Below are 25,484 nucleotides of genomic sequence, written 5' to 3'. Positions count from 1 at the left end.
CCGCGGGGTAGAGCAGTCTGGTAGCTCGTCGGGCTCATAACCCGGAGGTCGCAGGTTCAAATCCTGTCCCCGCAACCATTGCTCACGTAGCTCAGTAGGTAGAGCACGTCCTTGGTAAGGACGAGGTCACCGGTTCAAATCCGGTCGTGAGCTCCATTTATTGTCCAGTTCCTAGCAAATACACAAATACTGCGATTCCCACTGCTACGAGAATAAATCCCGTCAATAGAGAAAATTTCATGTCGGTAAGGGTTTCACCGCGCTGAATACGAATGTAGTTGCGGTGATATTGCCATGTAGCAACAGCCATGATAATGACACCGCCTGCGACTAAACCCATACCCAATGCTCCATTTTGCACAGGACGGTGAGCGGTAATTTGCAAAAAAAGATCAAACTTCGATACGACAAAGCCAAACGCCATCAACGATATGCCTGTACGCAACCACGACAAAAAGGTGCGTTCATTCGCCAAAATCTCTCGCGGATCCGGTTTGTGCGCGATGATATATTCTCCTCCCTTGATGAGCCGATCCCGCATCTGATTATGCAAGCGCCTTTTTTCCAGCAAATCGCCTTGTTGGATCGTTTAGGGTTTTCTGGCATGATGCAACTCGTGTACACGGACCCTCCGTTTTATTCCGGAAAGGTGCAGAAGGCGGATGCAGGGGCCTTTGTGGATCGGTGGCCCACCCTCACGGCTTATTTAGAATTTATCCGGACTTATATGGTCTCTATTCTACCCCTTTTAGCGCCTACGGGGTTTTTTGTCTTACATTGTGACTATCATGCGAGTCATTACATTAAAGTAATCGGCGACGAAGTCTTTGGGTATGAGAATTTTCGCAATGAAATTGTTTGGCATTATACCGGCCGCCGGACTCCGGCGGGCCTACGGGTGAACAGTAAACATGATGTGTTGTTGATTTGGGCCCGCAGTGGGGCGGCACGGATGCAGCCGTTGTCTGATCCGTGGGGCCGCGAACACTACATACGCATGAAAAAGCAGCAAGTGCACGTCGATGAAAATGGTCGCGAGTGGATCTGGGGTCATAAGGGGCGAGGGCAATCTCACGCGTATCGGATTTACATTGACGAGGCCGTTCGGCAAGGACGCTACATCGACAGTGTCTGGGATATGCCCATCATTGCCATTTCCTCCAAAGAACGGACTGGTTATCCCACACAGAAACCGGTGCAATTGTTAGACCGGGTTGTGGAGTTATTGACGACGCCAGGCCAATGGGTTGGGGATTTTATGGCGGGCTCGGGAACCACCGGCGTAGCCGCTGTAAGTCGCGGGCGTCCGGTTGTATTGGGGGATAGCAATCCTGATGCGGTCGCCATTATTCGCCGCCGAATGGCTCAGATTACCCGTTGAGCGGTGAGGCGGTGGCTTGAAAGGTCGGCCGTATTTGAGGCTCCCGCGCGTAAGCGCGGGGGTTTTTTTATGTCTTTTTACCGACGACTGCATAGAAGATGGCAGAAAAACACATACCACCACCGGACGGGTTACCCCAGGTCAGTTAGAACAGATTACCAGTGATAACAACGAAAAAGGCAGGAGATGTTATGAGAGGGAAATGGTTGTGGGGGCGCGGGGCTTTGGCCGCATTAGGGTTCGCGGTCGCGGCCGCAGGACTGGGGCCCGGATACGTGCAGGCTGCTCATGGATGGTCTGTGCCTGAATCCAAAGTGATTATTCGGGCGGACAGCGCCGCTATGAATGCCGTCGGTGGTGGACGGGTGGTGGCCTTAAATGGCGCTGTGCAGGCGGGGACTCCGGTTCTGGTGGTACGCGTCGTGCGGGGCCAGCACGTCTATCGAGTGAGCGTGAATCCTCAAACCGACCAGACGATGAGCGTTGTGAAAATTCGGTAGCCATAGGTGCGAGATTACAAGACAAAGGAAGGGATGACGATGAGTCAGCCGCATGAACCAACAGGCATTATGGAACAGACCTGGAGCCGCAGGCAGCTGCTCTGGGGCGGAGCTGGATTGGCGGCCACAGCAGCCGCAGCCATCTTTGGCAAACAAGCGATTGTCAATGTGGCGCGGGATGTCTTTGGGTCCCCGGTCATGTCCGGCAAGATCAATCTCTATCAGTTTGACTATTATTTTGTACCGAATTATATGACGTGGCGGGTGGGCGACAAGCTCGAAGTGACCTTGCAAAATCAAAGCCATACTCATTGGCATGAATGGACGATCGGGCGCCATTTAAATATGGACTACTTTCAAGCCTTTGGTGAGATGGATGCGGATGCGTGGGCGATTGATTTTTGGCAAGACGTCGATGTGACATTGAGTGACCCTTATAAGATCGATAACTTTGTGCCGAATACGGCACATGTAACGTATGTCGGACCCAAAGGACCCTATCAAATTCAGTCCGGGGGAGATTTTAGCCCGACCATTCAACCCAACGGGAGTCTTAAGCTGACGTTTACTGTGCCTAATAAGCCGGGGATTTGGTATTACGGATGCTTTGTCCAAGAATTTATCCATTATCGGGATGGTATGCAAGGGATTATCAACATTCTCCCGGCCTAAGAACCGTCATTTGCTGAGTGGCGAGAAGGGAAGGTTTATATGGGAAACATCGTGGTCTTTGGCATACTCTGGGCCGGGCTTACAGCGGTTGGAGAGTGGGTGTTCCGGACACACCGGGCACATTCGTTTTATTACACCATCTCTAACCAGGGAAGTTTGGCCCTCAGTGCATTCAACTTTTTGTCCTCGTGGTTGATGCCGATTTTTATCTTCATTGCGCTGGTCACGATATTTGCGCTGGTACGCTTTAGGGCTCCCAATAATGAGCCCAAGCCCAGTGAGGTCCAGGCGATGCGTAATCGCGCGTTCATTTTTACGTGGGTGGGACTGAGCTTTGCGCTCAATATTATGTTTTGGCTCCACCCCACATCAGTGGACCTTGAAGCGATGTTTACGAACTGGCGTAAAGAAAAGGCGCAACATCCTCTGATTGTGAATGTGACAGCGCGGCAGTGGGAATGGATGTTCAATTATCCCCAATACCATGTGACCCAAGCGGTTAATGCGCAAGGGCTTGATGAAATGGAGTTGCCCGTCAACCGACCGGTCGAGTTTTTCTTACGGTCGTATGACCCCTTTCACACTTATGACGTGTATGCGGGTGTCATTCATAGCTTTTGGATTCCCGCGTTTGGCATTAAGGAAGATGTGATTCCAGGCGAAACGCGCACCGAATTTCTGATTCCTGAACACGTAGCCAATTACCACACCAGTCCATTAGTCCGGGTGCAATGCGCAGAAGTCTGTGGACCGGGGCATCCCTATATGGAATCGCCGGTCTCGGTGGTTACGGCGGCGCAATTTGCCAAATGGATTAAATACGAACAAAAGTTACAGGCGGCTGCGGGCGGATCATAAATGGTGGTTGTGACAGTAATGCCTTAGGAGGTTGATTGATGGAACAGCAAATAACGCAGGCGGAGGCGCGTAATAATCCGCAGCCTAAAGTTATGCATATGGCTCCAGTCCTTCGGGGTCTGGTATGGGCCACGATAGGATTTGCGATTTTCGACTTGATGACGGTGGCCGTCGACCCGTTTAGAGGCCACCCTTTGGTAACAGAGCCGTCTGTCGTGGTGGGATGGGTGGGCGCTCTTATCGGGTGGCTCATGGGCGTGGGAGGCTATGAAGGGGTAATCTTGCCGTTGTTCGGGTCTCCGAGTACGTGGGTGGAACCGAAGAATTGGCGCAAGTATTTTGGTCTTAGCACCAATCACAAAGTGATTGGTCTCCAATATCTTGTGACTTCGAGCTCCATCTTTTTTATAGCGGGGATGGATGCGATGGCGATTCGTTACGAGTTGATGCAGCCGTCGATGCACTTCTTCACCTATACGGGACAGTATTTGACGGCGGTCGGTGTTCACGGGTCGCTCATGATGTTTGGAGTGGGCACGGTGGTCTTGATTTCAGGGCTGGGCAACTACTTTGTGCCATTAATGATTGGCGCCAAAGAGACTGTATTCTCAAGGCTGTCTGGGATCGGCCATTGGCTTTTGCCGGCGGGAGCGTTGACACTTATCGCCAGTCCTCTCTTAGGATATTGGGATACCGGTTGGCGAGGCTACGAACCCTTGGCGAGTCAAGATCCCGGAGGCATGGTGTTTTATTACTTGGGAATCTTTGCTATGACCCTGTCGACCATTATTGCTTCGCTGAACTTGGCGGCGACGATTATCTTTCACCGCGCGCGAGGAATGACGTGGGCTCGTTTACCGCTTTTTGTATGGGGAATCTTGACCGTCTCTTTGTTGAATCTGATTTGGCAGCCGGAAATCGAAATGACCTTTGTCATGGCGCTCTTGGACAAACTGATTCCCTTTCATTTTTTTGATGCTTTAGGCAGTCCGTTGACCTATCTCAGCATGTTTTGGCTCTTCGGCCATCCTGAGGTCTATATTATCGTGTTGCCAGCCTTCGCATTGTGGAATGAAATCATTCCGGTTATGGCACAGAAAAACCTCTTTGCCCGCGACTGGGCCATTATTGGTTTGATTTTTGTCATGATGCTGAGTGGCTTGGTATGGGCACATCACATTTTCACCAACATGCGCAACAGTGAGATGTTTCCCTTCTCGTTTTTCAGTGAGATGATTTCCATCCCCACCGGCTTTTCGTTTATGGCGGCTATTGGGACCTTATGGCGGGCGCGCCTTCGCTTTACCACGCCAACGCTATTGGTGTTGATGGCGATTTTCAACTTTGTCATTGGCGGGTTGACCGGCGTGTATTTGGCGGACCCTCCGGTAAATCTTCAGGTCCACGACACGTTCTTTGTTATTGCCCATTTTCACTATACGATTATTGGGGGCGCGATTTTCACGTGGGTCGCGGCGATGTATTACTGGCTGCCCAAGCTATCGGGTCGAATGTTTAATGACACCCTAGGAAAGTGGCTCGCCCTGTGGATCTTTATTGGATTCAACGGGACCTTTAGTCAGATGTTTTTGCTAGGGCTCGATGGCATGAACCGTTGGGTGCCCGCTTATCCACCCTATTTAAAACCCCTGAATTACTCTGTATCGCTGTTTGCCTTCTTTTTAGGAGCAGGCTTCATCGCCAACGCTATACACATTTGGTGGGCTTGGGTAAAAGGCCCCAAATCACCTGAAAATCCATGGCATGCGCGAACTCTTGAATGGTTGACCACCTCTCCTCCTCCTGATGACAACTTCGATGGAGAAGTCGAAGTCGTGCGCGGATTTTACCGCTATGACCATGATGAACCCTCGGCATACTTGGTGAAAAATCCGGAACCTGCCGAGTAGCCCAACACAAAAAGGAGCAGACTAATGGCTGTAACCTATGCAAAAGACCGAGAAATCGCCGCTTATCGGTGGGGGTTTCGTATCTTCCTCGTAAGCCAATCGGTGCCTTTCATTCTCATATTTGCCGATTGGTATATGTTTGATGGGTACTATGTGAGCCCGGTAGCTAGCAAGTGGCTCGGATCAATCGAAGCATTTTTCGGGTTGCTGTCCGGACTCATTGCGTGGCGGGCTTTGCAGGCCATTCGCGCAGGCCACTTGATGGCCATGATCCAAGGATTTCGGCGGGCCGCCGTAATAGGCGGCGCGCAGTTGGTGTTGCTGGCGTACCAATGGGGAACTCGCTTTATCCCGCCCGGGACACGCTATGGCGAAGTGTACTACACCTTAAGCGGCGTGTCAGGATTTTATGAGCTCATAGGGATTTTTGTCCTTGTGGCCATTAGTTTCCGTGCCGCACGTGTGCAGTTTACCGCCCATTATCACTGGGATGCGGAAGCCGCTGAGTACTTCTGGATTTTTCAAATGGTTGCAGGATTTTTGTCGTACTTGTTCCTGTACTGGATTTAAGCTACGGGATTTTGTAATAGCCTAAAGGAGGGACATAAACAATGGGTTTTTTCCCCCAATTACCCGTGCGCATTCCGTATAGTCCCGGGATGGCGCACTGGTGGGATCCATTTTGGTGGATGTTTCAAATCATCATTATGACAGTTCTCTTGTTAGCATTTCGCAAAGTCGCATTGCGTGTCGATGAAGAGTATGATGACCCGAAGCCGAAGCCGCCTAAAGATCCGTCATCGATCCGGAGAACCTGATGGAGGTGGAACGGCCTGTAGTGAAAAGGCCTGCCTCGTCCTATGAGGCGGGCCTTATTCAGTCTTCATGGATACGCATAGCGGTTTTCACCATGACCAGTGGCTGTGCTCTTATCGCAGCCAATCATGCGTGGCCAGATGGGGGAACCTTGGCTGCGGCAAGCAGTGGATGGGGATTGTCGTTGTGGAGCATGGCCCTTGTGGCGTCCATGACGCGAGGACCTATCATCGCTATGGCGTTGCGTATGGTATGGGCCATGGGGATTCAAAGTATTTCGTATGTCTGGCTGAGTCATATGAGCTATCATACCGCCCATTTCAGTCTCTTGGCCTTTGATGCCATTGGGTTATGGCGGGTGGTAGAAGCACGGGCAGGTTATCTGTCGTTGAGGGCCTTTACTTGGGTGGCAGGGATCGGGAGTCTGGCGGTCGGGATGAGTTTGAGTCCTCATGGGTTTGATGTGAAGGATGCTGCGATCATGGGGATCTTTGTTATGGGTTGGGTCTGGGCGGATATCCGTGGGGACCAATGGTTGTCCTATGTTTACGAGTCTCGACGGCAGCAGGCGACGTATCCCTCGCGCGAGGAGCGGTTAAAAACGCAAACGCTGATAGGGGGGGAAGTTACGGCGCTTTTGGCTTTAGTTCCTTTTTACGTGGACCGGTTGCCAACTCTTTATTTGCTGTGGGTTTTTCTCTTGGGGCTGATGTATGTATTAGGTATCGGCTCAAGTGTTGCCTTTTCGCATCGGATGATCAGACCGTGGCAGCGTATGTTGTCGTGGATCTATTTGGGGTCGGTTTTCATTTGTTTGGCCTTATATTACGTACATTAAAAAAGAAAAAGGCTAGGCCAGAATCCTAGCCTTTTTTGCTTTGCATTATTTGCCTTTGGCAATGTGCCAAACGTACTGGGAGACATTAATAGCATCTTTCGCGCTCAAAGTTCCTGGATGATTGGCAGGCATATGAAGCGCAATGAAGGTTTTAAGACGAGCCTCATTATCAAATGTAGATACGACGCCACTCGGCGCGGCAAGCCGCGGAGCGCCTGTGGTGCCAATGCCTTGGTTGCCGTGACATGACGCGCAATCCCGAGCAAAAACAACCGAGCCTGCTTGAATTGCGGCTTGAGATGGGGGAATTTTGCTGTCGGCTACGACCTTTTTGAGTCGTGTGCGGTTGGCTTTATGATCTAAGGCGGGGTTTTGCGTGTTGTTAATATCGCTGACCCCATAAGGTTGTTGACCTTTGGCACCGCGAGGCACATTGTTATTGGGGCCCGCTCCTCCGTACAAACCGCAGCCGCCAGCGAGAATAGTCATAGCGAGTGCTGCGGTACCCCAAAGTTTATACTTTTCCACCCTGTTATAGCCTCCTTAGAAAAACTCATTGCTGTTGCTTGTGAAAACGAAAACTGCGATTAGAGTCCTCTCATGCCTATCGTGTCCCTAAAAATTTTGCCTATACCACCTACGGTGGCGGCATAAAGACAAGGCTGTCGACTCACACTAGAGCAGAGATCATTGGAGTGGAGGAGGCTTACGATGAACTGGAAAGGTGCCATTTCGCGTTTTGTGATCACCTTGTTGCTGCTCGAAATCTTTCGCTATACCTTAAGTTTGTTTCCCGCCATTACCCTAGGGGAGGCATTGATGATTGCCGCGTTAGTTGGTGGGATTGGCTACTTGGCGGACGAGGTTTTTGGGGGATATTTGTCGCCTCCAGGGCGTTCTTTTGTGGGATTTATTGTCACGACAACCATCGTGAGCATTTATTTTACGCATTTTGTCTACCCCATCGTTCATACTTTTGCGTATGTATTCGACTCCATTGCTATTGGGTTGATTGTGGGGGCTGCTGACGCCATTTTAGGGTGGGCCTATCAAAAAGCACATTAATACTTACCAGCCATGCACCATGGCCCCGCCCAAGGTGGCGGTGGCTAGGAGAAGGACAGAGGCGAAAAGCCAGATCGTGAGGGAGACCCAGGTGTCCTTGGCAAAGGTGAAATAAAGGTAACAGGCCAAGATCCACCAGGTTAGAGCTAAGATCATGTGTAGCCGCAAGAGGTTGGGCAACGTAGCCCATGTCAAAGGGCCAGCAGCTAAGAGTCCAGTTATAAGGGCTAAAAATCCCGCGGCGATGCTGAACAACAGCAGCAATTGAATGAGTGGTGCGGGGACTTTTTTGCTGAAAATCCGAGCGGAAGCCGCTAAAAGAAACAACACAATTGGGAAATGGATGATGGCAGGATGTAAATGCCTGAGAATATGCATTAAACCCGCCTCCTTAGCTGATGGACAACATTGCTTTACCTTATGCAATGAACTATAGACCGTAGAACAACGTGCGGCAGTCAGCCAAAGAAAGTGGGGATTGACGGGATTGTAACAGTAATTGACCGTCGACACTCTTGACAGAGACAGCCAATTGACCGATAATTAGTGAGAAAATTCACAAGGTTGCTGTGTATGCTTCAGCAACTGAGAAAAAGGAGGCTGCGATGAAACGGGCGTTAATTGCTCCATCGATTTTATCGGCAAATTTTTCTCGCCTAGGCGCTGAGGTTCAAGAAGTCCTAGCGGGAGGGGCTGACTGGATTCATATTGATGTCATGGATGGGCAGTTTGTGCCTAATATCACTATGGGCCCCATCATCGTAGAATCCTTGCGTCCTGAAACATCGGCACATCTTGATGTGCACTTAATGATTGTGCGTCCTGAACAATATATTCCCGACTTTTTAAAGGCGGGCGCAGACAGCATTTCTCTTCATTATGAGGCCACACCGCATGTGCAAAGGGCTCTGGACATGATTCGTTCGGCAGGGAAAAAGGCTGGGTTAGCTCTTACGCCCTCAACGCCCACTAATGCGGTGGATTATGTATTAAAAGATCTTGACTATGTATTAGTGATGACTGTTAATCCCGGATTTGGGGGGCAGCGTTATATTCCGGCCATGACGGCCAAGGTGGAAGCGCTCCGCAAAAAGCTAGATGATGCGGGATACCCCGAAATTGCGATTGAAGTCGATGGTGGAATCAATGCCGAAACGGCACGGGAGGTCACTCGCGCGGGTGCTGAGATCTTGGTGGTGGGCAGCGCGATTTTTGGCCAATCCGACCGGCGGGCAGCTATTCAACAAATTCAAGAACATGCGCAAGACGGATTAAACACGACGCGATAGAACAGGGAGGAGGGAGCGTGGATCTTGGGCAACTGGGCCCAAACACGCGCAATGACGATGGATTTAGTGCCGCAGAGTACCGAAGTCGAAGCGTCAATGGATTTCGACACCGTCTTAGGTGAGACAAAAGTCCTTGACATTTTAGCGCAATTGGACAAGGAATTAGTTGGCCTCGTTCCCGTGAAGACCAGGATTCGTGAAATTGCTGCGCTTCTTCTCGTCGATAAGATGCGTCGCCAATTGGAATTATCATCGCAAACGCCTTCTTTACACATGTCTTTTACAGGCAACCCGGGAACAGGGAAAACCACCGTGGCCATGCGCATGGCGGAAATCCTACACCGCTTGGGATATGTGCGCAAAGGTCACATGGTCGCGGTGACCCGCGATGACCTCGTTGGACAGTATATTGGACATACTGCGCCGAAAACAAAAGAAGTCCTGAAACGGGCTATGGGCGGCGTGCTTTTTATTGACGAAGCCTATTATCTTTATCGCGAAGAGAATGAACGAGATTACGGGCAAGAAACCATTGAGATTCTTCTACAAGTGATGGAGAATCAACGAGATGATCTCGTCGTTATTCTGGCGGGATATAAAGATCGGATGGACCGATTTTTTAAATCCAATCCTGGCATGCGGTCACGGATTGCTCACCATATCGATTTTCCAGATTACTCTGCGGATGAATTGTTGCTCATAGCCGAACTGATGCTGGCTGAGCAGCATTATCGTCTCAGCCCAGATGCGCGCACCGCCTTTCGTTCGTACTTAGAAAAGCGCATGCAGATGCCGAACTTTGCGAACGCCCGCAGTATCCGCAATGCATTAGATCGAGCACGACTACGGCAGGCCAATCGGCTATTCGCAAAAGGGGGCCGCGTGCAAAAAGACGATTTGATAACCATTGAGGCAGAAGACATCCTTGCAAGTCGCGTCTTTAGCCAAGGCGTTCCTGACCAAGGATAAAGGTAATGAGCCGGTCGGGATCTCTTAGGAGATTCTCGACCGGGTTTTTATCGACTAACCCACCATAATGTGGCCATAGCCAATACATCCAAACTCAACACCGCAAGAATCCCTGGGAGCTGGCCAAACATCCCGCCAATCGCCAGCAGTGGGATTGAAAATGCCATTGTGGCGAAGACCACAGCCACCAAGGCCCAAGGATGCGGGCGTTGTGCGATGCGGCGCGCTTGGCGGAGCCATCGGCGCTGTTGGGCAGGGGATAGTTGGGCAAATGTGGACAGACCGGCATCGATGTCGGCGCGTTGCATAGCTGTGCGGACCTGCTCAATCCATTCCTCATCATATTCTGGACCTAGGGCACGAGCGGAGTGTAAAAAGGTGCGAAGGTCGTCGGTGCTAAGCGGCATAGGACATCCTTCCTTAATGGGTATGATTTTCCTATTATTGTATGCCAACCTCTTTGGAGGTGTCATCAACATCTGTCGGTTGAAGGAACGTAGCCTGGGAATAGGCTAACGGCTCGCGGCCACTTCTTCTGTCATTGACACCTTAACCACGGTATGATAAAATCCTTGCGCATGAGTGGGAGGTAAGCGACATGCGTACAATTATTACCTTGGCGTGCTCGGATTGCAAACGACGCAATTACACGACGACCAAGAACAAGAAAAATGACCCTAATCGGCTGGAGCGCCGCAAATACTGTCGGTGGTGCCGGACCCATACTGTTCATCGTGAAACGCGATAGGTTTCCGGATTCACAGAAATGGGGAAAATGATGGAAGCAAAGGGCAAAACAACTGTATCGACAACTGATAGGTCTCGCCGCTATCTTCGGGAAGTGCGGTCAGAATTGAAAAAAGTGGTGTGGCCAACGCCTCGCCAGACTTTGTCGTATACAGGGTTTGTAGTGTCTTTTTCTTTACTTGTCGCGCTGATTATTATGGGGCTTGATGCCCTGTTTAATTTGGGGCTGGACCATTTCGTTCGCTAGTACAAGCGCCTTGGAGGCCTTACCCTGACGCCGGCTTGGCGCATTTTTTTGTGAGGGAAGGCGGCTGGTACAGTGGAGAAAAATTGGTATGTGATACACACCTATTCTGGTTACGAGAACAAAGTGAAAGCTAACCTAGAAAAGCGTGTGGAGTCCATGAACATGGGAGACAAGATCTTTCGGATCATGGTTCCCATGGAAGAAGAGCTTGAAGTGAAAGATGGCAAAAAAAAGCTCGTGAAAAAGAAAGTGTTTCCGGGCTATGTCATGGTGGAAATGATCATGACGGACGATTCATGGTACGTCGTGCGCAATACGCCGGGTGTAACCGGATTTGTGGGGTCGGGCACGCGTCCCATTCCCTTACTTGAACACGAAGTGCATATGATCCTGGGCAGCGACCTGTCAGGAGTTCCCGAATTGCCCAAAGTGAATTTGACAGTGGGCCAGGAGATTACAGTAATTGAAGGGCCCTTTGAAGGTTTTTCTGGGCGTATCGAAGAGGTTTTCGCTGATCGCGGCAAGGTGCGCGTTACGGTGTCGATGTTCGGTCGAGAAACCCCGCTTGAAGTGGATTTTGCTCAAGTGGCTGAAATGGAGTAAGAAATGAGGGGAAATTGTGCCAAAGAAAGTAACCGCGGTCATTAAACTGCAGATCCCAGCAGGAAAGGCAACTCCCGCACCGCCGGTTGGTCCGGCCTTAGGGCAACACGGCGTGAATATCATGGCCTTCGTCAAGGATTACAACGAACGTACGCAAGGCCAAGTTGGTCTGATTATTCCCGTAGAAATTACGGTTTATGAAGATCGCTCCTTTACATTTGTGACCAAAACTCCGCCCGCGGCCGTCTTAATTAAAAAGGCGCTCGGTCTGGAAAGTGGTTCAGCAACCCCTAATACCAAAAAGGTGGGGACTTTGACCCGAGAACAGGTCAAACAAATCGCAGAGACGAAGATGCCCGACTTGAATGCGACGACGATCGAAGCGGCCATGCGGATGATTGAAGGTACAGCACGCAGTATGGGCGTGGAGATTGCTGATTAAAGCTTCGTGGGAGGCTATGCAGCCGCTGGACCACAAGGAGGGTTTAGAATGAGTGTAGGCAAACGATACGTAGAGGCCGCTGCCCGTGTGGAAAAGGGCCGTTTATATGACGTCAGTACCGCTATTCAATTGGCGAAAGAAACGGCTCACGCTAAATTTGATGAAACGGTGGAAGTCGCGATCCGCCTCGGCGTTGATCCCCGTCACTCCGATCAGGTTGTTCGGGGTGCGGTAGTACTTCCCCAAGGCATCGGCAAAACACAACGGGTAGCAGTGTTTGCAAAAGGGGACAAAGCTAAAGAGGCCGAAGAAGCCGGCGCGGATGTCGTGGGGGCCGAGGACTTAGCGGAGCGTGTCCAAGCAGGCTGGACAGACTTTGATGTGGCTGTCGCGACGCCTGATATGATGGCGTTGGTTGGGCGTCTTGGAAAAATCTTGGGCCCCAAGGGCTTGATGCCTAATCCTAAGACCGGAACCGTGACATTTGACGTGGCCAATGCGGTCAAAGAAATTAAAGCCGGAAAAATCGAGTTTCGTACGGAAAAAGCTGGGATTGTCCATGCCCCTATTGGTAAGGTCAGCTTTGCTCCTGAGCAGCTGGAAGAAAATCTTGTGGTGTTGGTGGATGCCTTGAATAAAGCGCGCCCGGCTGCAGCTAAAGGGGTTTATTTGAAGTCGATTACGATTTCCACCACGATGGGACCTGGAATTCGTGTAAATCCTCAGTCGGCACAACGCGCCGTCTAACCAAGACTGTTGTGTGTATCGCAATCAAAAGGCGTCGGCGCTGTCGGCGCCTTTTGTATTGGGTGAATCGTCGCCCGCTTCAAGACCTTGCCCTTCGGGAGCAGAACAACTTTTTTCACCGCTACTTTGTTCGTCAACTTTCGTCATAATCCTTATGCTATATTGTTTTACAATAGGGTGGCTTTCTCCCTAACTGTTTTGTTGTCGCTGGCGATCCGGTCCGTTGGGGATCGGACTTTGTCTCTCCAGTCATTGCGTCATAATCTCAGGCGCGTTTTAGAAATGATGGCCCGACAATCACAACAGAAAGGTGGAGAAGAGATCGTGCGCGACCTCATCAAATTAGCCGTATCTCTAGCGGCTATCTTAGCCATTGTGGCCGGAGGCCGAATAGAACATTTCCACCATATCGGTCGAGGCCTGTTGATGGTATCGTTTGGTATTATTCTTCTAAGCGTGGTGACTGGGGCCACGACAATGCCGCAAGGGCCCGATCTTGGTAATTGAGATTGCATGGTGAAAATGTGGTTGCTTTTTTGTGCCATTCGTGTTAGGGTAAACTCCGAACCCAAGACAGTGGGTGCCTTAATCAGGCTTAATACCCCACTTAGGTAGGAATTTGGATATGTTTTGTCTACAGATCCTCTGCCGTTCTTGGGTGGAGGCATTTTTTTGTTTAAGGGGGTGAATGTGTGCCAACACCACAAAAAGCGCAGGTCATTGAAGAGACGCGCGAGGAATTGCAAGCCTCATCGGGGGCGGTCCTTGCGAATTACCGAGGCTTGACTGTGCAGCAGTTAGGGCAGTTGCGCGAAAGTCTTCGCAAAGGTGGGGTCTCGTTCAAGGTTATCAAAAACACCTTGATTAAGAGAGCTGCGGATGAAGTCGGTATTGAAGGACTAGAGCCGTACTTGGAAGGTCCTACAGCCGTGGCCTTTGCGCATGACGACCCTGTCGTTGCCGCGAAGCTTATGACGCAGGCGGCGCGGGAATTCCGCAAGATCGAAATTAAGGCCGGGATTTTGGGCAAACGCGCCTTGTCGGCCCAAAGTGTTCGGGAACTGGCCGATCTGCCGACGCGTGAAGTGCTCCTTGGCAAGTTGGTTGGAACTCTTAACGCGCCCATTCAACAGCTGGTTTGGGTCTTAAATGCGCCCGTCACCAATTTAGTCCGAGCTCTTGACCAAGTTCGTCAACAAAAAGAACAAGCGTGACCCGTTCACGCGACTTAAGGAGGAAAATTAATGGCCAAGGTTGAAGAGATTATTGAATCCGTGAAAGAGATGAATGTGCTAGAATTATCCCAGTTAGTGAAGGCGCTGGAAGAAGAGTTTGGCGTGACGGCTGCCGCCCCGGTTGCGGTCGCCGCGGCTCCCGCGGCTGGTGGAGCAGCAGCTCCTGCGGCCGAGGAAGCTGAGCAAACCGAGTTTGACGTCATCTTGACCTCAGCGGGTGACAAGAAGGTCCAGGTTATCAAGGCTGTGCGTGAATTGACAGGCTTGTCCCTAACCGAAGCGAAGGCATTAGTGGACGGAGCGCCGAAGCCGGTGAAGGAAAAGATTTCAAAGGCGGATGCCGATGCAGCAAAGGCGAAGTTGGAAGAAGCCGGAGCAACTGCTCAGGTTAAATAGTTTGTTGAAAGTCTAGTGTAGGAGCCCTCCCTTGGGTCGGAAAAAACTTTTCCTTGACCTAGGGGTGGGCTTGTGATATTATTTTTAATTGCCATATTTTATAAGCCAATTCATACCAACCGTGTTGGCGCGTGTCTGTAGCACTCGTGCAACCTTTGGGACCTAAATCAGAACAAGGAGCTGACTGTGAATGGCTTATCCTCTCCAAGCCGAGCACCCGCAGCGGGTGTCTTTTGCGCGCATCAACGAAGTTCTTGACATGCCCAACCTCATCGAAATTCAGCAAAACTCCTATCAATGGTTTTTGCGCGAGGGCTTGCGTGAGATGTTTCGCGACATCTCCCCGATCCAGGATTTTACCGGCAACCTGATTTTAGAATTTGTGGATTACAATTTGAAGACCCCAAAATATTCAGTCGAGGAATGCAAGGCACGGGACGTGACCTATGCTGCTCCTTTGCATGTGCGTGTGCGTCTCATCAATAAGGAAACCGGTGAAGTCAAAGAGCAGGATGTCTTCATGGGCGACTTCCCCCTGATGACGGACAAGGGGACGTTTATTATTAATGGTGCGGAGCGTGTGATTGTCTCCCAGCTTGTGCGGTCCCCGGGGGTATATTTTGGCGAGCAGATCGATCCGTCCGGCAAACGGCTTTATTTTGCCACAATGATACCGAACCGAGGGGCATGGCTGGAATTTGAGTCAGATTCCAACGATGTGTTGTCGGTGCGAATTGACCGGACCCGGAAATTGCCTGCTACCATTTTATTGCGAGCTCTTGGTTTTGGAACCGATGCGCAAATTATTGAGGCGGTGGGTGACGACGAACGTATTCAGACCACCTTGTCTAAAGATGCCGCCAAAACCCAAGAAGAGGCCTTGATTGAGATATACAAGCGCCTTAGACCCGGTGAGCCGCCGACGGTGGAAAGCGCACAAAGTTTGCTGCAATCGCTGTTCTTTGATGCTAAGCGCTATGACTTAGCCAACGTGGGGCGCTACAAGTTCAACAAAAAGCTTTCATTGCGACGGCGTATTGTTGGGACGACCGCCATGGAAACAATCGTCCACCCCGAAACCGGAGAAATTTTAGCACGCGAAGGCGACCACATTGACCGGGAACAAGCGATCCGCTTGGATGAAGCGCAGGTTAAAACTATTCGTGTCGGCCTGCCGAACGGCGAAGAAGTGATGGTCGTGTCCAACGGCCAACCGGATGTTAGCGTGAAAACCGTGACTCGAGAGGACATTGTGGCGTGTTTTAATTACCTGACCACATTGTTTGAGGGGATTGGCTCAACCGATGATATTGACCATCTGGGCAATCGTCGGTTGCGTTCTGTGGGAGAGCTCTTGCAAAACCAATTCCGTGTGGGATTAAGCCGGATGGAGCGGGTCGTTCGCGAACGGATGACGATTCAAGATATTGAATCCATCACGCCACAAGCGCTTATCAATATTCGTCCTGTGGTGGCAGCTGTCAAGGAGTTTTTCGGATCATCACAGCTCTCGCAGTTTATGGACCAAACCAATCCTTTGGCGGAGTTGACGCATAAGAGAAGGCTATCTGCTTTGGGCCCGGGGGGATTGTCTAGAGAGCGTGCTGGGTTCGAAGTTCGGGATGTGCACCACTCTCACTACGGCCGGATGTGTCCGATTGAAACGCCTGAAGGACCAAACATTGGGTTGATCGGGTCATTATCGACATTTGCTCGCATCAATGCCTACGGCTTTATTGAAACGCCTTATCGCAAGGTGGATAAGGAACAAGGCCGCGTCACGGATGAAATTGTGTATTTGACGGCAGATGAAGAGGACGATACCGTTATTGCTCAGGCCAACGAGCCTTTAACCGAAGATGGTCATTTTGTGGCACCGCGCGTGACGGTGCGTTCTCGTCATGAAATTTTGGAAGAGACACCAGAGCGGGTCGACTACATGGACGTCTCGCCTAAACAGGTGGTCTCGATTGCAACAGCCTTGATTCCCTTTCTTGAACATGACGATGCCAACCGTGCCTTGATGGGAGCGAACATGCAGCGCCAAGCGGTGCCGTTGTTGGTGCCGGATTCTCCAGTCGTGGGCACGGGGATGGAAGCGAAAGCCGCTAGGGACTCAGGGGTTGTCAGTATTAGTGAGAAAGACGGTGTCGTCGACCGAATTCAAGCTGACCAAATTACGGTGAGAAATGATGACCACACCGTTTCCACGTATAAGCTTTTGAAGTTTACGCGGTCTAACCAGGGCACTTGTATCAATCAAAAGCCCATTGTGCGCAAAGGGCAGCGCGTGTCGGCAGGGGAGATCATTGCAGATGGTCCTTCGACGGATAAAGGCGAGTTGGCTTTGGGACGTAACGTGGTGGTGGCCTTTATGCCATGGGAAGGATACAACTACGAAGACGCGATTCTGCTAAGCGAAAAGCTGGTAAAGAATGATGTGTTTACATCCATTCATATTGAAGAATATGAATGCGATGCCCGCGATACGAAATTGGGGCCTGAGGAGATTACGCGGGATATTCCCAACGTGGGAGAAGAGGTTCTCAAGGACTTGGACGACCGCGGGATTATTCGAATTGGGGCGGAAGTTCGGCCCGGCGACGTCTTAGTTGGCAAGGTGACGCCGAAAGGGGAAACGGAACTCACCGCTGAAGAACGCCTGCTACGGGCAATTTTCGGGGAAAAGGCACGCGAAGTGCGCGATACATCGTTACGCGTGCCGCATGGAGAATCGGGCATCGTGGTGGATGTCAAGGTATTTACTCGTGACCAAGGGGACGAACTCTCACCCGGCGTTAATCAGTTGGTGCAAGTCTACATCGCCCAAAAACGCAAAATATCGGAAGGCGACAAAATGGCTGGGCGGCATGGGAACAAAGGGGTCATTTCCCGGATTTTGCCCGAAGAAGACATGCCGTTCTTGCCCGATGGAACTCCTGTGGAAATTGTCTTGAACCCCCTAGGGGTGCCTAGCCGTATGAACATTGGGCAGGTTTTGGAAACTCACTTGGGATGGGCCGCGCGGGCTCTAGGAATGAAAGTGGCGACGCCGGTCTTTGATGGAGCGCGCGAAGAAGACTTGCAGCGTATGTTCGCAGACGCTCATTTGCCAGCCTCAGGCAAGACGCCGTTGTATGATGGCCGCACGGGTGAACGCTTTGATAACGAGGTCACCGTGGGTGTGGTTTATATGCTGAAGTTGGCCCACTTAGTCGACGACAAAATCCACGCGCGGTCTACGGGCCCTTACTCGCTGGTGACGCAGCAGCCTCTGGGCGGAAAGGCGCAATTCGGTGGACAGCGCTTTGGAGAAATGGAAGTGTGGGCCTTAGAAGCGTATGGCGCGGCCTACACACTCCAGGAGCTTCTGACAGTGAAGTCTGACGATGTCGTGGGGCGTGTCAAAACCTACGAAGCCATTGTCAAAGGCGAGAACGTGCCAGAACCTGGCGTGCCGGAATCCTTCAAAGTGCTGATTAAAGAACTGCAAAGTCTAGGATTGGACGTCAAGATTCTCAACGAGAACGACGAAGAAATCGAAATGCGAGAGTTGGATGACGAGCCTGGGGATCAGCGCACCTTTGACCTTCTGCCTGAAGCCATAGATGATGTCGAAGGGCAAGAGCTGCACCGTCTGATGGAAGATGCAGAAGGTGGGCGGCCTGAAGAGTTTGCGCCAGGGCGCGGCATGAACTTTGATGAGCAAGCCGAAAATGCCTACGCCATCTTGCGCAAAGGATCAGAGGATTCCGAGTTCGATGAGGGTCTCGACGAGGATGGCGTAGACCCGGATGATGAGGGCGATACAGACGGCGAGGATTACTAGACCGGGAGGGATCCAACTCGATGTTAGATGTAAACCACTTTGATTCGATGCGCATTGCCTTGGCATCTCCTGAGCAAATCCGGGAATGGTCTAAAGGCGAAGTGAAAAAGCCCGAAACGATTAACTACCGGACGTTGAAACCGGAACGTGAAGGGCTGTTCTGTGAGAAAATCTTTGGACCCACCAAGGACTGGGAGTGTCACTGCGGAAAATACAAGCGCGTCCGTTACAAAGGCGTGGTGTGTGACCGTTGCGGTGTAGAAGTGACACGTTCCAAGGTGCGGCGGGAACGTATGGGGCACATTGAGTTAGCGGCCCCTGTGTCCCACATTTGGTACTTTAAGGGGATTCCCTCTCGGATGGGCTTGATTCTCGACATGTCGCCGCGTGCGTTGGAGAAGGTCTTATACTTCGCGGCCTACGTGGTAATCGAGCCAGGCACAACGCCGCTGATGAAAAAGCAATTGCTGGTCGAGTCAGAGTACCGGGAGTACCGGGAGAAATATGGTGCCCATTTCCGTGCGGGCATGGGAGCGGAAGCGGTCAAGGAATTGTTGGCGGAACTGGACCTCGAGGACCTGTCCCAGGAGCTGCGCGGCGAGTTGAACAGCTCATCGGGACAACGCCGTATTCGGGCGATTCGCCGTCTCGAAGTGGTGGAAGCATTCCGGCAATCCGGCAATCGGCCAGACTGGATGATTTTGGACGTCATTCCGGTCATCCCGCCAGATTTGCGCCCCATGGTGCAGCTTGATGGAGGACGGTTTGCCACCTCTGACTTGAACGACCTCTATCGCCGGGTGATCAATCGCAACAACCGGTTAAAGAGGCTGTTAGATCTCGGAGCACCGGATATTATTGTGCGCAATGAAAAGCGCATGCTCCAAGAGGCGGTCGATGCACTGATTGACAACGGCCGCCGTGGACGTCCGGTTACGGGCCCGGGTAATCGGCCCCTAAAATCTCTGTCGGATATGCTTAAAGGAAAGCAAGGACGATTTCGCCAGAATTTGCTCGGAAAACGCGTTGACTATTCAGGCCGCTCGGTTATTGTGGTAGGGCCCAAACTCAAAATGCACCAATGTGGGCTTCCCAAGGAAATGGCGTTAGAACTCTTCAAGCCGTTTGTGATGAAAAAGCTGGTGAACGAAGGCTACGCCCATAACATCAAGTCGGCGAAACGCATGGTGGAGCGTGTGCGGCCGGAAGTGTGGGATGTGCTCGAAGATGTTATTCGTGAGCATCCGGTGCTCCTAAACCGCGCCCCAACCTTGCACCGCCTTGGGATTCAAGCCTTTGAACCCGTCTTAGTTGAAGGGCGCGCCATTCAAATTCATCCCTTGGTCTGTACCGCGTATAATGCGGACTTTGATGGTGACCAGATGGCTGTGCATGTCCCCTTGTCCGCCGAGGCTCAGTCTGAAGCGCGGGTGCTCATGTTATCGACCCAAAATATTCTCAACCCGAAAGATGGGCAACCCGTGGTGACGCCGACCCAAGACATGGTGCTCGGATCGTACTACCTGACGATGGATAAGGAGAATGCTAAGGGCGAAGGCATGATCTTGGCAGACCTTTCTGAAGGGGAAATGGCCTATTCGCAAGGGCTCCTAGACTTACATGCCCGAATCACCATGCGGTATGATGGCGAAAAACGGACGTCAACCTTAGGGCGGTTCCTCTTCAACAACGCGTTACCGGAGGGGTTGCGGTTTATCGACCAAACCGTAGGCCGTAAAGCGCTAGCGACCATCGTGGCCAATTTGTTTCGTACCTATGGAAACGACGTGACGGCGGAAACCTTGGACCGGATTAAGGCACTGGGCTTTAATTTCGCGACCCGCGCGGGCGTGACCATTGCGGTCTCGGACATCGTGATACCGGATGCAAAGAAGGAAATATTGAAGGAAGCCGAAGACGAAGTCGTTCAAGTCACGCGCCAGTATCGGCGGGGACTCATTACTGCCGACGAGCGTTATGAGCGCGTCATTGGGATCTGGACCCGAGCCAAAGAGCGTGTCACCCAGGCCCTGATGGAGACTCTTGACAAGAATAACTCCGTGTATATGATGGCCACTTCTGGAGCCCGTGGTAATGTGCAACAGATTTCGCAGCTCGCCGGAATGCGGGGTCTAATGGCTGACCCTTCCGGGCGGATCATTGAGCTCCCAATCCGGGCTAATTTCCGTGAAGGCTTGACGGTGCTCGAATATTTCACGTCGACGCACGGAGCTCGAAAAGGGCTTGCGGATACGGCGTTGCGGACAGCAGACTCGGGTTACTTAACACGGCGTCTAGTCGACGTGGCCCAAGATGTGATTGTTCGGGAGATGGATTGTGGCACCACTCAGGGGACCTTGGTCTCTGAGATCAAAGATGGCGGCCAAACCATCGAGGGTCTCTACGACCGACTTGTTGGGCGGGTCGTGCCCGAAGATGTGTATCATCCCGAAACCGGTGAACTGTTGATCAAAGCCAACGAAATTATTATGGAAGACGTTGCGCAAGCGATCGTGGACGCGGGAATCAAAGAAGTTCGCGTACGCTCCGTGCAGACGTGCCAATCACGCTTTGGGGTCTGCGTGGCATGCTATGGTCGCAACCTCGCCAGAGGCGGTATTGTTGAAGTGGGTGAGGCGGTGGGAATCATCGCAGCGCAGAGCATTGGCGAGCCGGGCACTCAGCTCACGATGCGGACATTCCACATGGGTGGTGTGGCTGGAGATGACATTACCCAGGGTCTGCCGCGTGTCGAAGAACTTTTTGAGGCGCGTAAGCCTAAAGGTCAAGCCATCATCGCGGAAGCGGGCGGCGTGGTTAAGATTGGGGAGAACAAAGGCCGGCGCGAGATTACGGTCGTCAACGATGACCAAAATGACGCCCAAACGTATGTGGTGCCCTTTGGATCACGCATCCGCGTGCATGATGGAGACCGTATTGAGGCGGGTGACGAGCTGACCGAGGGCTCGGTCAATCCCCATGATTTGCTCCGGGTCCTAGGGCTTCGGGGTGTGCAAAACTACTTGCTCCAAGAGGTGCAGAGGGTTTACCGGCTGCAAGGGGTGGATATCAATGACAAGCATATTGAGGTCATGGTCCGCCAGATGATGCGCAAGGTGAAGATCGAAGAAGCCGGCGACACCGATTTGTTGCCAGGCGCTTTGGTTGACCGGTTTGATTTTGAGGACCAAAATGCGGAAGTGTTGATGCGTGGGGGAACTCCTGCGGTCGCAAAACCCGTGGTGCTGGGAATTACGAAGGCGTCCTTAGCGACCGACTCGTTCCTATCGGCCGCGTCCTTCCAAGAAACAACACGCGTGTTAACGGAAGCGTCGATTAAAGCCAAACGCGATCCGCTATTGGGTCTTAAAGAGAACGTGATTATCGGCAAGCTTATTCCAGCAGGGACAGGAATGTCTCGGTACCGCAATGTGGTGATTGAGGGCCCCGAAGGTACCGAAACCGAGCACCTCGAGAATGAGCTCATCAAGTAGCATCACCAGCCAAAAAGAGGCGTGTCAATTGACACGCCTCTTTTCCAGTGATAAAATACCCTAGTGTGTCTAAGCCTGTAACCGCCGGGAGGCCAGACCAATGGATATCGACGCGCTGCGAGACAATCGGCGCCGGGTTGTCGGTATGCGGGAGACTTTGAAGAAAATTACCCATGGAACAGCGCTTCACGTCTACATAGCTAAAGACGCTGAAGCCCGGGTCATTGAGGACATCGCGACTCAAAGCCAAAACCGCAGCATTCCGATTGACTACGTGGATTCTATGGATGAACTCGGCCGATTGTGCGGAATTGAAGTAGGTGCTGCTTGTGCGGCACTAATACCGGAGCGAGCCTGATAGCTGCCCCGGTGAAAGGGGGGTCAAGGTAGTGCCGACAATTAACCAATTGATTCGACATGGACGCAAGAAAACCACAAAGAAATCAACGGCACCCGCGTTGCGTGGGAATCCACAGAAGCGGGGCGTATGCATCAGCGTCAAGACCGTGACGCCTAAAAAACCTAACTCGGCATTGCGTAAGGTGGCACGTGTTCGTTTAACCAATGGAGAAGAAGTCACGGCTTATATCCCCGGCATTGGTCACAACCTGCAAGAACACTCGGTTGTCCTTGTGCGGGGCGGTCGTGTGCGTGACCTACCAGGGGTGCGCTACCACGTCGTGCGGGGAACGCTTGATGCTGGTGGTGTGCAAAAGCGCGCGCAGGGGCGGTCGAAATACGGCGCCAAGAAAAATCAACCTGCAGGTAAAAAGTAGGGTATCTGTGAAGTAAGAAGGAGGTAACGCATTGCCAAGGCGTGGAGCAGCGGGAGTACGGCAAATCACTCCCGACGCGGTCTATAATAGTCCGCTCGTTGCAGCACTGACGAACAAGGTCATGCTCGATGGAAAGAAGAACCTTGCAGAACGCATTGTCTACCGAGCCCTTGATATTGTGGCCGAAAAGAGCGGAAAAGATGCCATGGAAGTTTTTGACGCGGCTGTGAAAAACACGACGCCGCTTCTGGAAGTTCGGCCCCGCCGGGTCGGTGGCGCAACCTATCAGGTTCCCATCGAAGTGCGGCCGCAACGACGGCTCTCTTTATCGATTCGGTGGCTTGTACAGTATGCGCGTAACCGGCAAGAACGCACTATGGAAGAGCGTCTCGCCAATGAAATTCTTGATGCCGCGAATAACGCGGGGGGCGCTGTGAAAAGGCGCGACGAAATGCACCGTATGGCGGATGCCAACAAGGCCTTCGCGCACTACCGTTGGTAAATTGCTTCCGGGGACTGGAAAGCAGGAAGGTAAGAAGGGAGTTTCGCAGTCATGGCTCGATCGTTTCCCTTGGAACGTACCCGAAACATCGGGATTATGGCCCATATTGACGCCGGTAAGACGACAACCACCGAGCGTATTTTATTCTACACGGGCCGTACTCACAAAATTGGGGAAGTTCACGAAGGCACGGCAACAATGGACTGGATGGTCCAAGAGCAAGAGCGGGGCATCACCATCACGTCGGCCGCGACAACGGCTGCCTGGCGTAATCACCGTATCAACATTATCGACACGCCCGGCCACGTGGACTTTACAGTTGAAGTGGAGCGCTCCTTACGCGTTCTAGATGGCGCAATCGCCGTTTTTGACGCGAAGGGCGGGGTTGAACCGCAATCGGAGACGGTATGGCGGCAAGCCGATAAGTATCAAGTGCCCCGTATTGCTTATGTCAACAAAATGGACATCATTGGGGCCGATTTTCAGAATACCATTAATCAAATTCGGACCCGTTTAGGAGCCAACCCGGTAGCCATTCAATGGCCATGGGGCGCCGAAGACCAGTTTCGTGGGATTGTCGACCTTCTGAAAATGAAAGCCTACCTCTACGAAGACGAACTCGGGACCACCGGCGAATACATGGACATCCCGGAAGAATTAGAAGCGGTTTGCTTGGAGCATCGCCAAATTTTGCTCGAAGCCGCGGCCGACATGGACGATGCTTTGATGGAAAAGTATTTGGAAGGCGAAGAGTTGACCGAAGACGAGATTCGCGCAGCCTTGCGGAAGGGCACCTTAAGCAATCAATTGGTTCCGGTGCTTTGCGGATCGTCCTACCGCAACAAAGGCGTTCAGCCATTGTTGGACGCGGTTGTGGATTACCTTCCGTCGCCGCTTGACGTGGGTTCCGTAAGAGGCCATGATCCGGCGACAGGCGAAGAGATTTATCGCGAAGTGTCCGATTCGGCGCCTTTCTCGGCATTAGCGTTTAAAATCATGACCGACCCCTTTGTAGGAAAGCTTGCCTTCTTCCGGGTATACTCGGGGACATTGTCCTCCGGTTCATACGTCTACAATGTGACCAAGGGCCGTCGTGAACGCATTGGTCGTATTTTGCAGATGCATGCCAATCACCGTGAGGAGCTCGACACCGTGTATGCCGGCGATATTGCGGCGGCTGTGGGGCTTAAGGACACAACGACAGGGGATACCTTAACGGATGAGCAAAATCCCATTTTGCTGGAAACGATGGTCTTCCCGGAGCCTGTGATTTCGGTTGCGATTGAACCTAAGACGAAAGCCGACCAAGATAAAATGGGAACAGCGTTGTCGAAGCTAGCGGAGGAAGATCCCACGTTCCGGATGTTCACGGACCCTGAAACCGGGCAAACCATTATCGCCGGCATGGGTGAACTGCATCTGGAAATTATTGTGGACCGGTTGCTTCGTGAATTCAAGGTGCAGGCGGATGTCGGTAAGCCGCAGGTTGCCTACCGTGAAACCTTGCGTAAGGCTGTCGAGGCGGAAGGAAAATTCATCCGCCAAAGTGGTGGGCGCGGACAGTACGGACACGTGTGGCTACGCGTTGAACCGCTGGAACCCGGTCAGGGCATTGAATTCGTTAACAAGATCGTGGGCGGTGTGGTTCCGCGCGAGTATATCCCGGCCGTTGAAGCTGGGGTGCGGGAGGCCACAAGTTCCGGGGTGTTAGCAGGATACCCGGTTCTAGATGTTCGTGTTACACTATTTGACGGCTCTTACCACGAAGTGGACTCCAGTGAAATGGCGTTTAAGATTGCTGGATCCATGGGATTTAAGGCCGCCGCACAAAAAGCCAATCCCGTATTGCTAGAACCCATCATGGCTGTTGAGGTTGTTGTGCCCGATGAGTATATGGGTGATGTCATAGGAGATCTCAACTCCCGGCGTGGTCGTATTGAAGGCATGGACCCCCGTCCCGGCGGCGCCCAAGCCATTCGCGGCATGGTGCCTCTAGCCGAAATGTTTGGTTACGCGACGGATATTCGGTCGCGTACGCAAGGGCGCGGCACATTTACCATGCAGTTCTCGCACTACGATGAGGCACCCCGCCATGTGACCGAACAGGTCATTAAGGCAAAACACTAGTCTTTGCCAACCCTAAACACACTGTCAATGAGGAGGATTTA

General features: G+C 52.0%; 29 protein-coding genes, 2 tRNA genes and 1 other annotated feature. Of the genes, 27 read left to right on the top strand and 4 right to left on the bottom strand.

Going from position 1 to position 25,484, the window contains the following annotated elements:
- Position 1: 1 nt before the first annotated feature.
- A tRNA-Met gene (locus tag CO251_RS06725) sits at positions 2 to 78 on the top strand.
- Positions 79 to 80: 2 nt separating this feature from the next.
- Positions 81 to 156, top strand: a tRNA-Thr gene (locus CO251_RS06720).
- Between the two features lies 1 nt (position 157).
- On the opposite strand, the gene CO251_RS06715 is transcribed toward CO251_RS06720, so the two are convergent.
- On the bottom strand, positions 158 to 553 hold the full coding sequence (locus CO251_RS06715; protein WP_146039005.1) for a YidH family protein: 396 nt from the start codon (positions 551 to 553) through the stop codon (positions 158 to 160).
- A 51-nt stretch (positions 554 to 604) separates the two neighbouring features.
- Here CO251_RS06715 and CO251_RS06710 point away from each other — a divergent pair, with 51 nt between their 5' ends.
- From CO251_RS06710 to CO251_RS06675, 8 genes are all read left to right on the top strand, one after another.
- Positions 605 to 1,381 (top strand): site-specific DNA-methyltransferase, encoded by a 777-nt coding sequence (locus CO251_RS06710; RefSeq protein ID WP_242968372.1) that lies wholly within the window; start codon positions 605 to 607, stop codon positions 1,379 to 1,381.
- 191 nt (positions 1,382 to 1,572) lie between these two features.
- Positions 1,573 to 1,881 carry a hypothetical protein gene (locus tag CO251_RS06705; protein WP_103375024.1) on the top strand — a complete coding sequence of 103 codons (309 nt, stop codon included), beginning with the start codon at positions 1,573 to 1,575 and terminating at the stop codon, positions 1,879 to 1,881.
- 39 nt (positions 1,882 to 1,920) lie between these two features.
- On the top strand, positions 1,921 to 2,553 hold the full coding sequence (locus CO251_RS06700; RefSeq protein WP_242968369.1) for a hypothetical protein: 633 nt from the start codon (positions 1,921 to 1,923) through the stop codon (positions 2,551 to 2,553).
- A gap of 39 nt (positions 2,554 to 2,592) precedes the next feature.
- Entirely contained in the window at positions 2,593 to 3,411 is an 819-nt protein-coding gene (locus CO251_RS06695) for a cytochrome c oxidase subunit II (RefSeq protein WP_103375022.1), read from the top strand.
- Between the two features lie 38 nt (positions 3,412 to 3,449).
- Positions 3,450 to 5,321, top strand: a complete 1,872-nt coding sequence (locus tag CO251_RS06690) for a cbb3-type cytochrome c oxidase subunit I (protein ID WP_103375021.1) — start codon at positions 3,450 to 3,452, stop codon at positions 5,319 to 5,321.
- 24 nt (positions 5,322 to 5,345) lie between these two features.
- Positions 5,346 to 5,891 (top strand): cytochrome C oxidase subunit III, encoded by a 546-nt coding sequence (locus CO251_RS06685; protein ID WP_103375020.1) that lies wholly within the window; start codon positions 5,346 to 5,348, stop codon positions 5,889 to 5,891.
- Positions 5,892 to 5,932: 41 nt separating this feature from the next.
- Positions 5,933 to 6,139, top strand: coding sequence for a hypothetical protein (locus CO251_RS06680; protein WP_103375019.1), 207 nt, complete (start codon positions 5,933 to 5,935; stop codon positions 6,137 to 6,139).
- On the top strand, positions 6,139 to 6,975 hold the full coding sequence (locus CO251_RS06675) for a hypothetical protein (protein WP_103375018.1): 837 nt from the start codon (positions 6,139 to 6,141) through the stop codon (positions 6,973 to 6,975). Before CO251_RS06680 ends, CO251_RS06675 begins: the two co-directional genes overlap by 1 nt.
- 45 nt (positions 6,976 to 7,020) lie before the next feature.
- On the opposite strand, the gene CO251_RS06670 is transcribed toward CO251_RS06675, so the two are convergent.
- Entirely contained in the window at positions 7,021 to 7,503 is a 483-nt protein-coding gene (locus CO251_RS06670) for a c-type cytochrome (RefSeq protein WP_103375017.1), read from the bottom strand.
- 183 nt (positions 7,504 to 7,686) lie between these two features.
- Between CO251_RS06670 and CO251_RS06665 the strand changes: the two genes are divergently transcribed.
- The gene (locus tag CO251_RS06665) at positions 7,687 to 8,040 is read left to right on the top strand and encodes a hypothetical protein (protein WP_103375016.1); all 354 of its coding nucleotides are present in this window, start codon (positions 7,687 to 7,689) and stop codon (positions 8,038 to 8,040) included.
- 3 nt (positions 8,041 to 8,043) lie between these two features.
- Here the strand turns inward: CO251_RS06665 and CO251_RS06660 are convergent, their stop codons facing one another.
- A complete protein-coding gene (locus CO251_RS06660) occupies positions 8,044 to 8,418 on the bottom strand; it encodes a hypothetical protein (protein WP_103375015.1) in 375 nt (124 codons plus the stop codon).
- Between the two features lie 227 nt (positions 8,419 to 8,645).
- Here CO251_RS06660 and rpe point away from each other — a divergent pair, with 227 nt between their 5' ends.
- Both rpe and cbbX read left to right on the top strand, forming a co-directional pair.
- The gene (rpe, locus tag CO251_RS06655; RefSeq protein ID WP_103375014.1) at positions 8,646 to 9,329 is read left to right on the top strand and encodes a ribulose-phosphate 3-epimerase; all 684 of its coding nucleotides are present in this window, start codon (positions 8,646 to 8,648) and stop codon (positions 9,327 to 9,329) included.
- 24 nt (positions 9,330 to 9,353) lie between these two features.
- Positions 9,354 to 10,298: a CbbX protein gene (cbbX, locus tag CO251_RS06650; protein ID WP_242968366.1), complete on the top strand. Its 945-nt coding sequence runs from the start codon at positions 9,354 to 9,356 to the stop codon at positions 10,296 to 10,298.
- A 47-nt stretch (positions 10,299 to 10,345) separates the two neighbouring features.
- On the opposite strand, the gene CO251_RS06645 is transcribed toward cbbX, so the two are convergent.
- Entirely contained in the window at positions 10,346 to 10,705 is a 360-nt protein-coding gene (locus CO251_RS06645) for a hypothetical protein (RefSeq protein ID WP_103375013.1), read from the bottom strand.
- A 191-nt stretch (positions 10,706 to 10,896) separates the two neighbouring features.
- Between CO251_RS06645 and rpmG the strand changes: the two genes are divergently transcribed.
- From rpmG to fusA, 14 genes are all read left to right on the top strand, one after another.
- Positions 10,897 to 11,046 (top strand): 50S ribosomal protein L33, encoded by a 150-nt coding sequence (rpmG, locus tag CO251_RS06640; RefSeq protein ID WP_103375012.1) that lies wholly within the window; start codon positions 10,897 to 10,899, stop codon positions 11,044 to 11,046.
- A gap of 27 nt (positions 11,047 to 11,073) precedes the next feature.
- Complete coding sequence (gene secE / locus CO251_RS06635) at positions 11,074 to 11,292, top strand: preprotein translocase subunit SecE (RefSeq protein ID WP_242968362.1); 219 nt, start codon at positions 11,074 to 11,076, stop codon at positions 11,290 to 11,292.
- Between the two features lie 72 nt (positions 11,293 to 11,364).
- Positions 11,365 to 11,895: a transcription termination/antitermination protein NusG gene (gene nusG / locus CO251_RS06630; protein ID WP_103375010.1), complete on the top strand. Its 531-nt coding sequence runs from the start codon at positions 11,365 to 11,367 to the stop codon at positions 11,893 to 11,895.
- Positions 11,896 to 11,911: 16 nt separating this feature from the next.
- Entirely contained in the window at positions 11,912 to 12,337 is a 426-nt protein-coding gene (gene rplK, locus CO251_RS06625; RefSeq protein ID WP_103375009.1) for a 50S ribosomal protein L11, read from the top strand.
- Positions 12,338 to 12,385: 48 nt separating this feature from the next.
- A complete protein-coding gene (rplA, locus tag CO251_RS06620) occupies positions 12,386 to 13,084 on the top strand; it encodes a 50S ribosomal protein L1 (RefSeq protein WP_103375008.1) in 699 nt (232 codons plus the stop codon).
- Between the two features lie 237 nt (positions 13,085 to 13,321).
- Complete coding sequence (locus CO251_RS06615; RefSeq protein ID WP_146039004.1) at positions 13,322 to 13,591, top strand: hypothetical protein; 270 nt, start codon at positions 13,322 to 13,324, stop codon at positions 13,589 to 13,591.
- Between the two features lie 42 nt (positions 13,592 to 13,633).
- Positions 13,634 to 13,764: a sequence feature (ribosomal protein L10 leader region), on the top strand.
- A gap of 12 nt (positions 13,765 to 13,776) precedes the next feature.
- A complete protein-coding gene (rplJ, locus tag CO251_RS06610; RefSeq protein WP_103375006.1) occupies positions 13,777 to 14,298 on the top strand; it encodes a 50S ribosomal protein L10 in 522 nt (173 codons plus the stop codon).
- Between the two features lie 30 nt (positions 14,299 to 14,328).
- Entirely contained in the window at positions 14,329 to 14,715 is a 387-nt protein-coding gene (gene rplL / locus CO251_RS06605; protein WP_103375005.1) for a 50S ribosomal protein L7/L12, read from the top strand.
- A gap of 190 nt (positions 14,716 to 14,905) precedes the next feature.
- The gene (gene rpoB, locus CO251_RS06600) at positions 14,906 to 18,544 is read left to right on the top strand and encodes a DNA-directed RNA polymerase subunit beta (protein WP_103375004.1); all 3,639 of its coding nucleotides are present in this window, start codon (positions 14,906 to 14,908) and stop codon (positions 18,542 to 18,544) included.
- Between the two features lie 20 nt (positions 18,545 to 18,564).
- Positions 18,565 to 22,038, top strand: a complete 3,474-nt coding sequence (gene rpoC / locus CO251_RS06595; protein WP_103375003.1) for a DNA-directed RNA polymerase subunit beta' — start codon at positions 18,565 to 18,567, stop codon at positions 22,036 to 22,038.
- A gap of 100 nt (positions 22,039 to 22,138) precedes the next feature.
- A complete protein-coding gene (locus CO251_RS06590) occupies positions 22,139 to 22,396 on the top strand; it encodes a ribosomal L7Ae/L30e/S12e/Gadd45 family protein (protein WP_103375002.1) in 258 nt (85 codons plus the stop codon).
- A gap of 31 nt (positions 22,397 to 22,427) precedes the next feature.
- Positions 22,428 to 22,814: a 30S ribosomal protein S12 gene (gene rpsL, locus CO251_RS06585; protein WP_103375001.1), complete on the top strand. Its 387-nt coding sequence runs from the start codon at positions 22,428 to 22,430 to the stop codon at positions 22,812 to 22,814.
- A 31-nt stretch (positions 22,815 to 22,845) separates the two neighbouring features.
- Positions 22,846 to 23,316: a 30S ribosomal protein S7 gene (gene rpsG, locus CO251_RS06580; RefSeq protein WP_103375000.1), complete on the top strand. Its 471-nt coding sequence runs from the start codon at positions 22,846 to 22,848 to the stop codon at positions 23,314 to 23,316.
- 51 nt (positions 23,317 to 23,367) lie between these two features.
- Positions 23,368 to 25,443 (top strand): elongation factor G, encoded by a 2,076-nt coding sequence (gene fusA, locus CO251_RS06575; protein ID WP_103374999.1) that lies wholly within the window; start codon positions 23,368 to 23,370, stop codon positions 25,441 to 25,443.
- Positions 25,444 to 25,484: the final 41 nt, after the last annotated feature.

The sequence above is a fragment of the Sulfobacillus sp. hq2 genome (assembly GCF_002903155.1).
In the GTDB taxonomy this organism is placed as follows: Bacteria; Bacillota; Sulfobacillia; order Sulfobacillales; family Sulfobacillaceae; genus Sulfobacillus; species Sulfobacillus thermotolerans.
This window is presented reverse-complemented; position numbering and strand designations above follow the sequence as displayed.

Excerpts from the sequence above, each read along its gene's own strand:
- CO251_RS06710 (WP_242968372.1), top strand. The coding sequence starts at position 605 with ATGATGCAACTCGTGTACACGGACCCTCCGTTTTATTCCGGAAAGGTG.
- CO251_RS06705 (WP_103375024.1), top strand. The coding sequence starts at position 1,573 with ATGAGAGGGAAATGGTTGTGGGGGCGCGGGGCTTTGGCCGCATTAGGG.
- CO251_RS06700 (WP_242968369.1), top strand. The coding sequence starts at position 1,921 with ATGAGTCAGCCGCATGAACCAACAGGCATTATGGAACAGACCTGGAGC.
- CO251_RS06695 (WP_103375022.1), top strand. The coding sequence starts at position 2,593 with ATGGGAAACATCGTGGTCTTTGGCATACTCTGGGCCGGGCTTACAGCG.
- CO251_RS06690 (WP_103375021.1), top strand. The coding sequence starts at position 3,450 with ATGGAACAGCAAATAACGCAGGCGGAGGCGCGTAATAATCCGCAGCCT.
- CO251_RS06685 (WP_103375020.1), top strand. The coding sequence starts at position 5,346 with ATGGCTGTAACCTATGCAAAAGACCGAGAAATCGCCGCTTATCGGTGG.
- CO251_RS06680 (WP_103375019.1), top strand. The coding sequence starts at position 5,933 with ATGGGTTTTTTCCCCCAATTACCCGTGCGCATTCCGTATAGTCCCGGG.
- CO251_RS06675 (WP_103375018.1), top strand. The coding sequence starts at position 6,139 with ATGGAGGTGGAACGGCCTGTAGTGAAAAGGCCTGCCTCGTCCTATGAG.
- CO251_RS06665 (WP_103375016.1), top strand. The coding sequence starts at position 7,687 with ATGAACTGGAAAGGTGCCATTTCGCGTTTTGTGATCACCTTGTTGCTG.
- CO251_RS06660 (WP_103375015.1), bottom strand. The coding sequence starts at position 8,418 with ATGCATATTCTCAGGCATTTACATCCTGCCATCATCCATTTCCCAATT.
- rpe (WP_103375014.1), top strand. The coding sequence starts at position 8,646 with ATGAAACGGGCGTTAATTGCTCCATCGATTTTATCGGCAAATTTTTCT.
- CO251_RS06645 (WP_103375013.1), bottom strand. The coding sequence starts at position 10,705 with ATGCCGCTTAGCACCGACGACCTTCGCACCTTTTTACACTCCGCTCGT.
- rpmG (WP_103375012.1), top strand. The coding sequence starts at position 10,897 with ATGCGTACAATTATTACCTTGGCGTGCTCGGATTGCAAACGACGCAAT.
- secE (WP_242968362.1), top strand. The coding sequence starts at position 11,074 with ATGATGGAAGCAAAGGGCAAAACAACTGTATCGACAACTGATAGGTCT.
- rplA (WP_103375008.1), top strand. The coding sequence starts at position 12,386 with ATGAGTGTAGGCAAACGATACGTAGAGGCCGCTGCCCGTGTGGAAAAG.
- rplL (WP_103375005.1), top strand. The coding sequence starts at position 14,329 with ATGGCCAAGGTTGAAGAGATTATTGAATCCGTGAAAGAGATGAATGTG.
- rpoB (WP_103375004.1), top strand. The coding sequence starts at position 14,906 with ATGGCTTATCCTCTCCAAGCCGAGCACCCGCAGCGGGTGTCTTTTGCG.
- rpoC (WP_103375003.1), top strand. The coding sequence starts at position 18,565 with ATGTTAGATGTAAACCACTTTGATTCGATGCGCATTGCCTTGGCATCT.
- CO251_RS06590 (WP_103375002.1), top strand. The coding sequence starts at position 22,139 with ATGGATATCGACGCGCTGCGAGACAATCGGCGCCGGGTTGTCGGTATG.
- fusA (WP_103374999.1), top strand. The coding sequence starts at position 23,368 with ATGGCTCGATCGTTTCCCTTGGAACGTACCCGAAACATCGGGATTATG.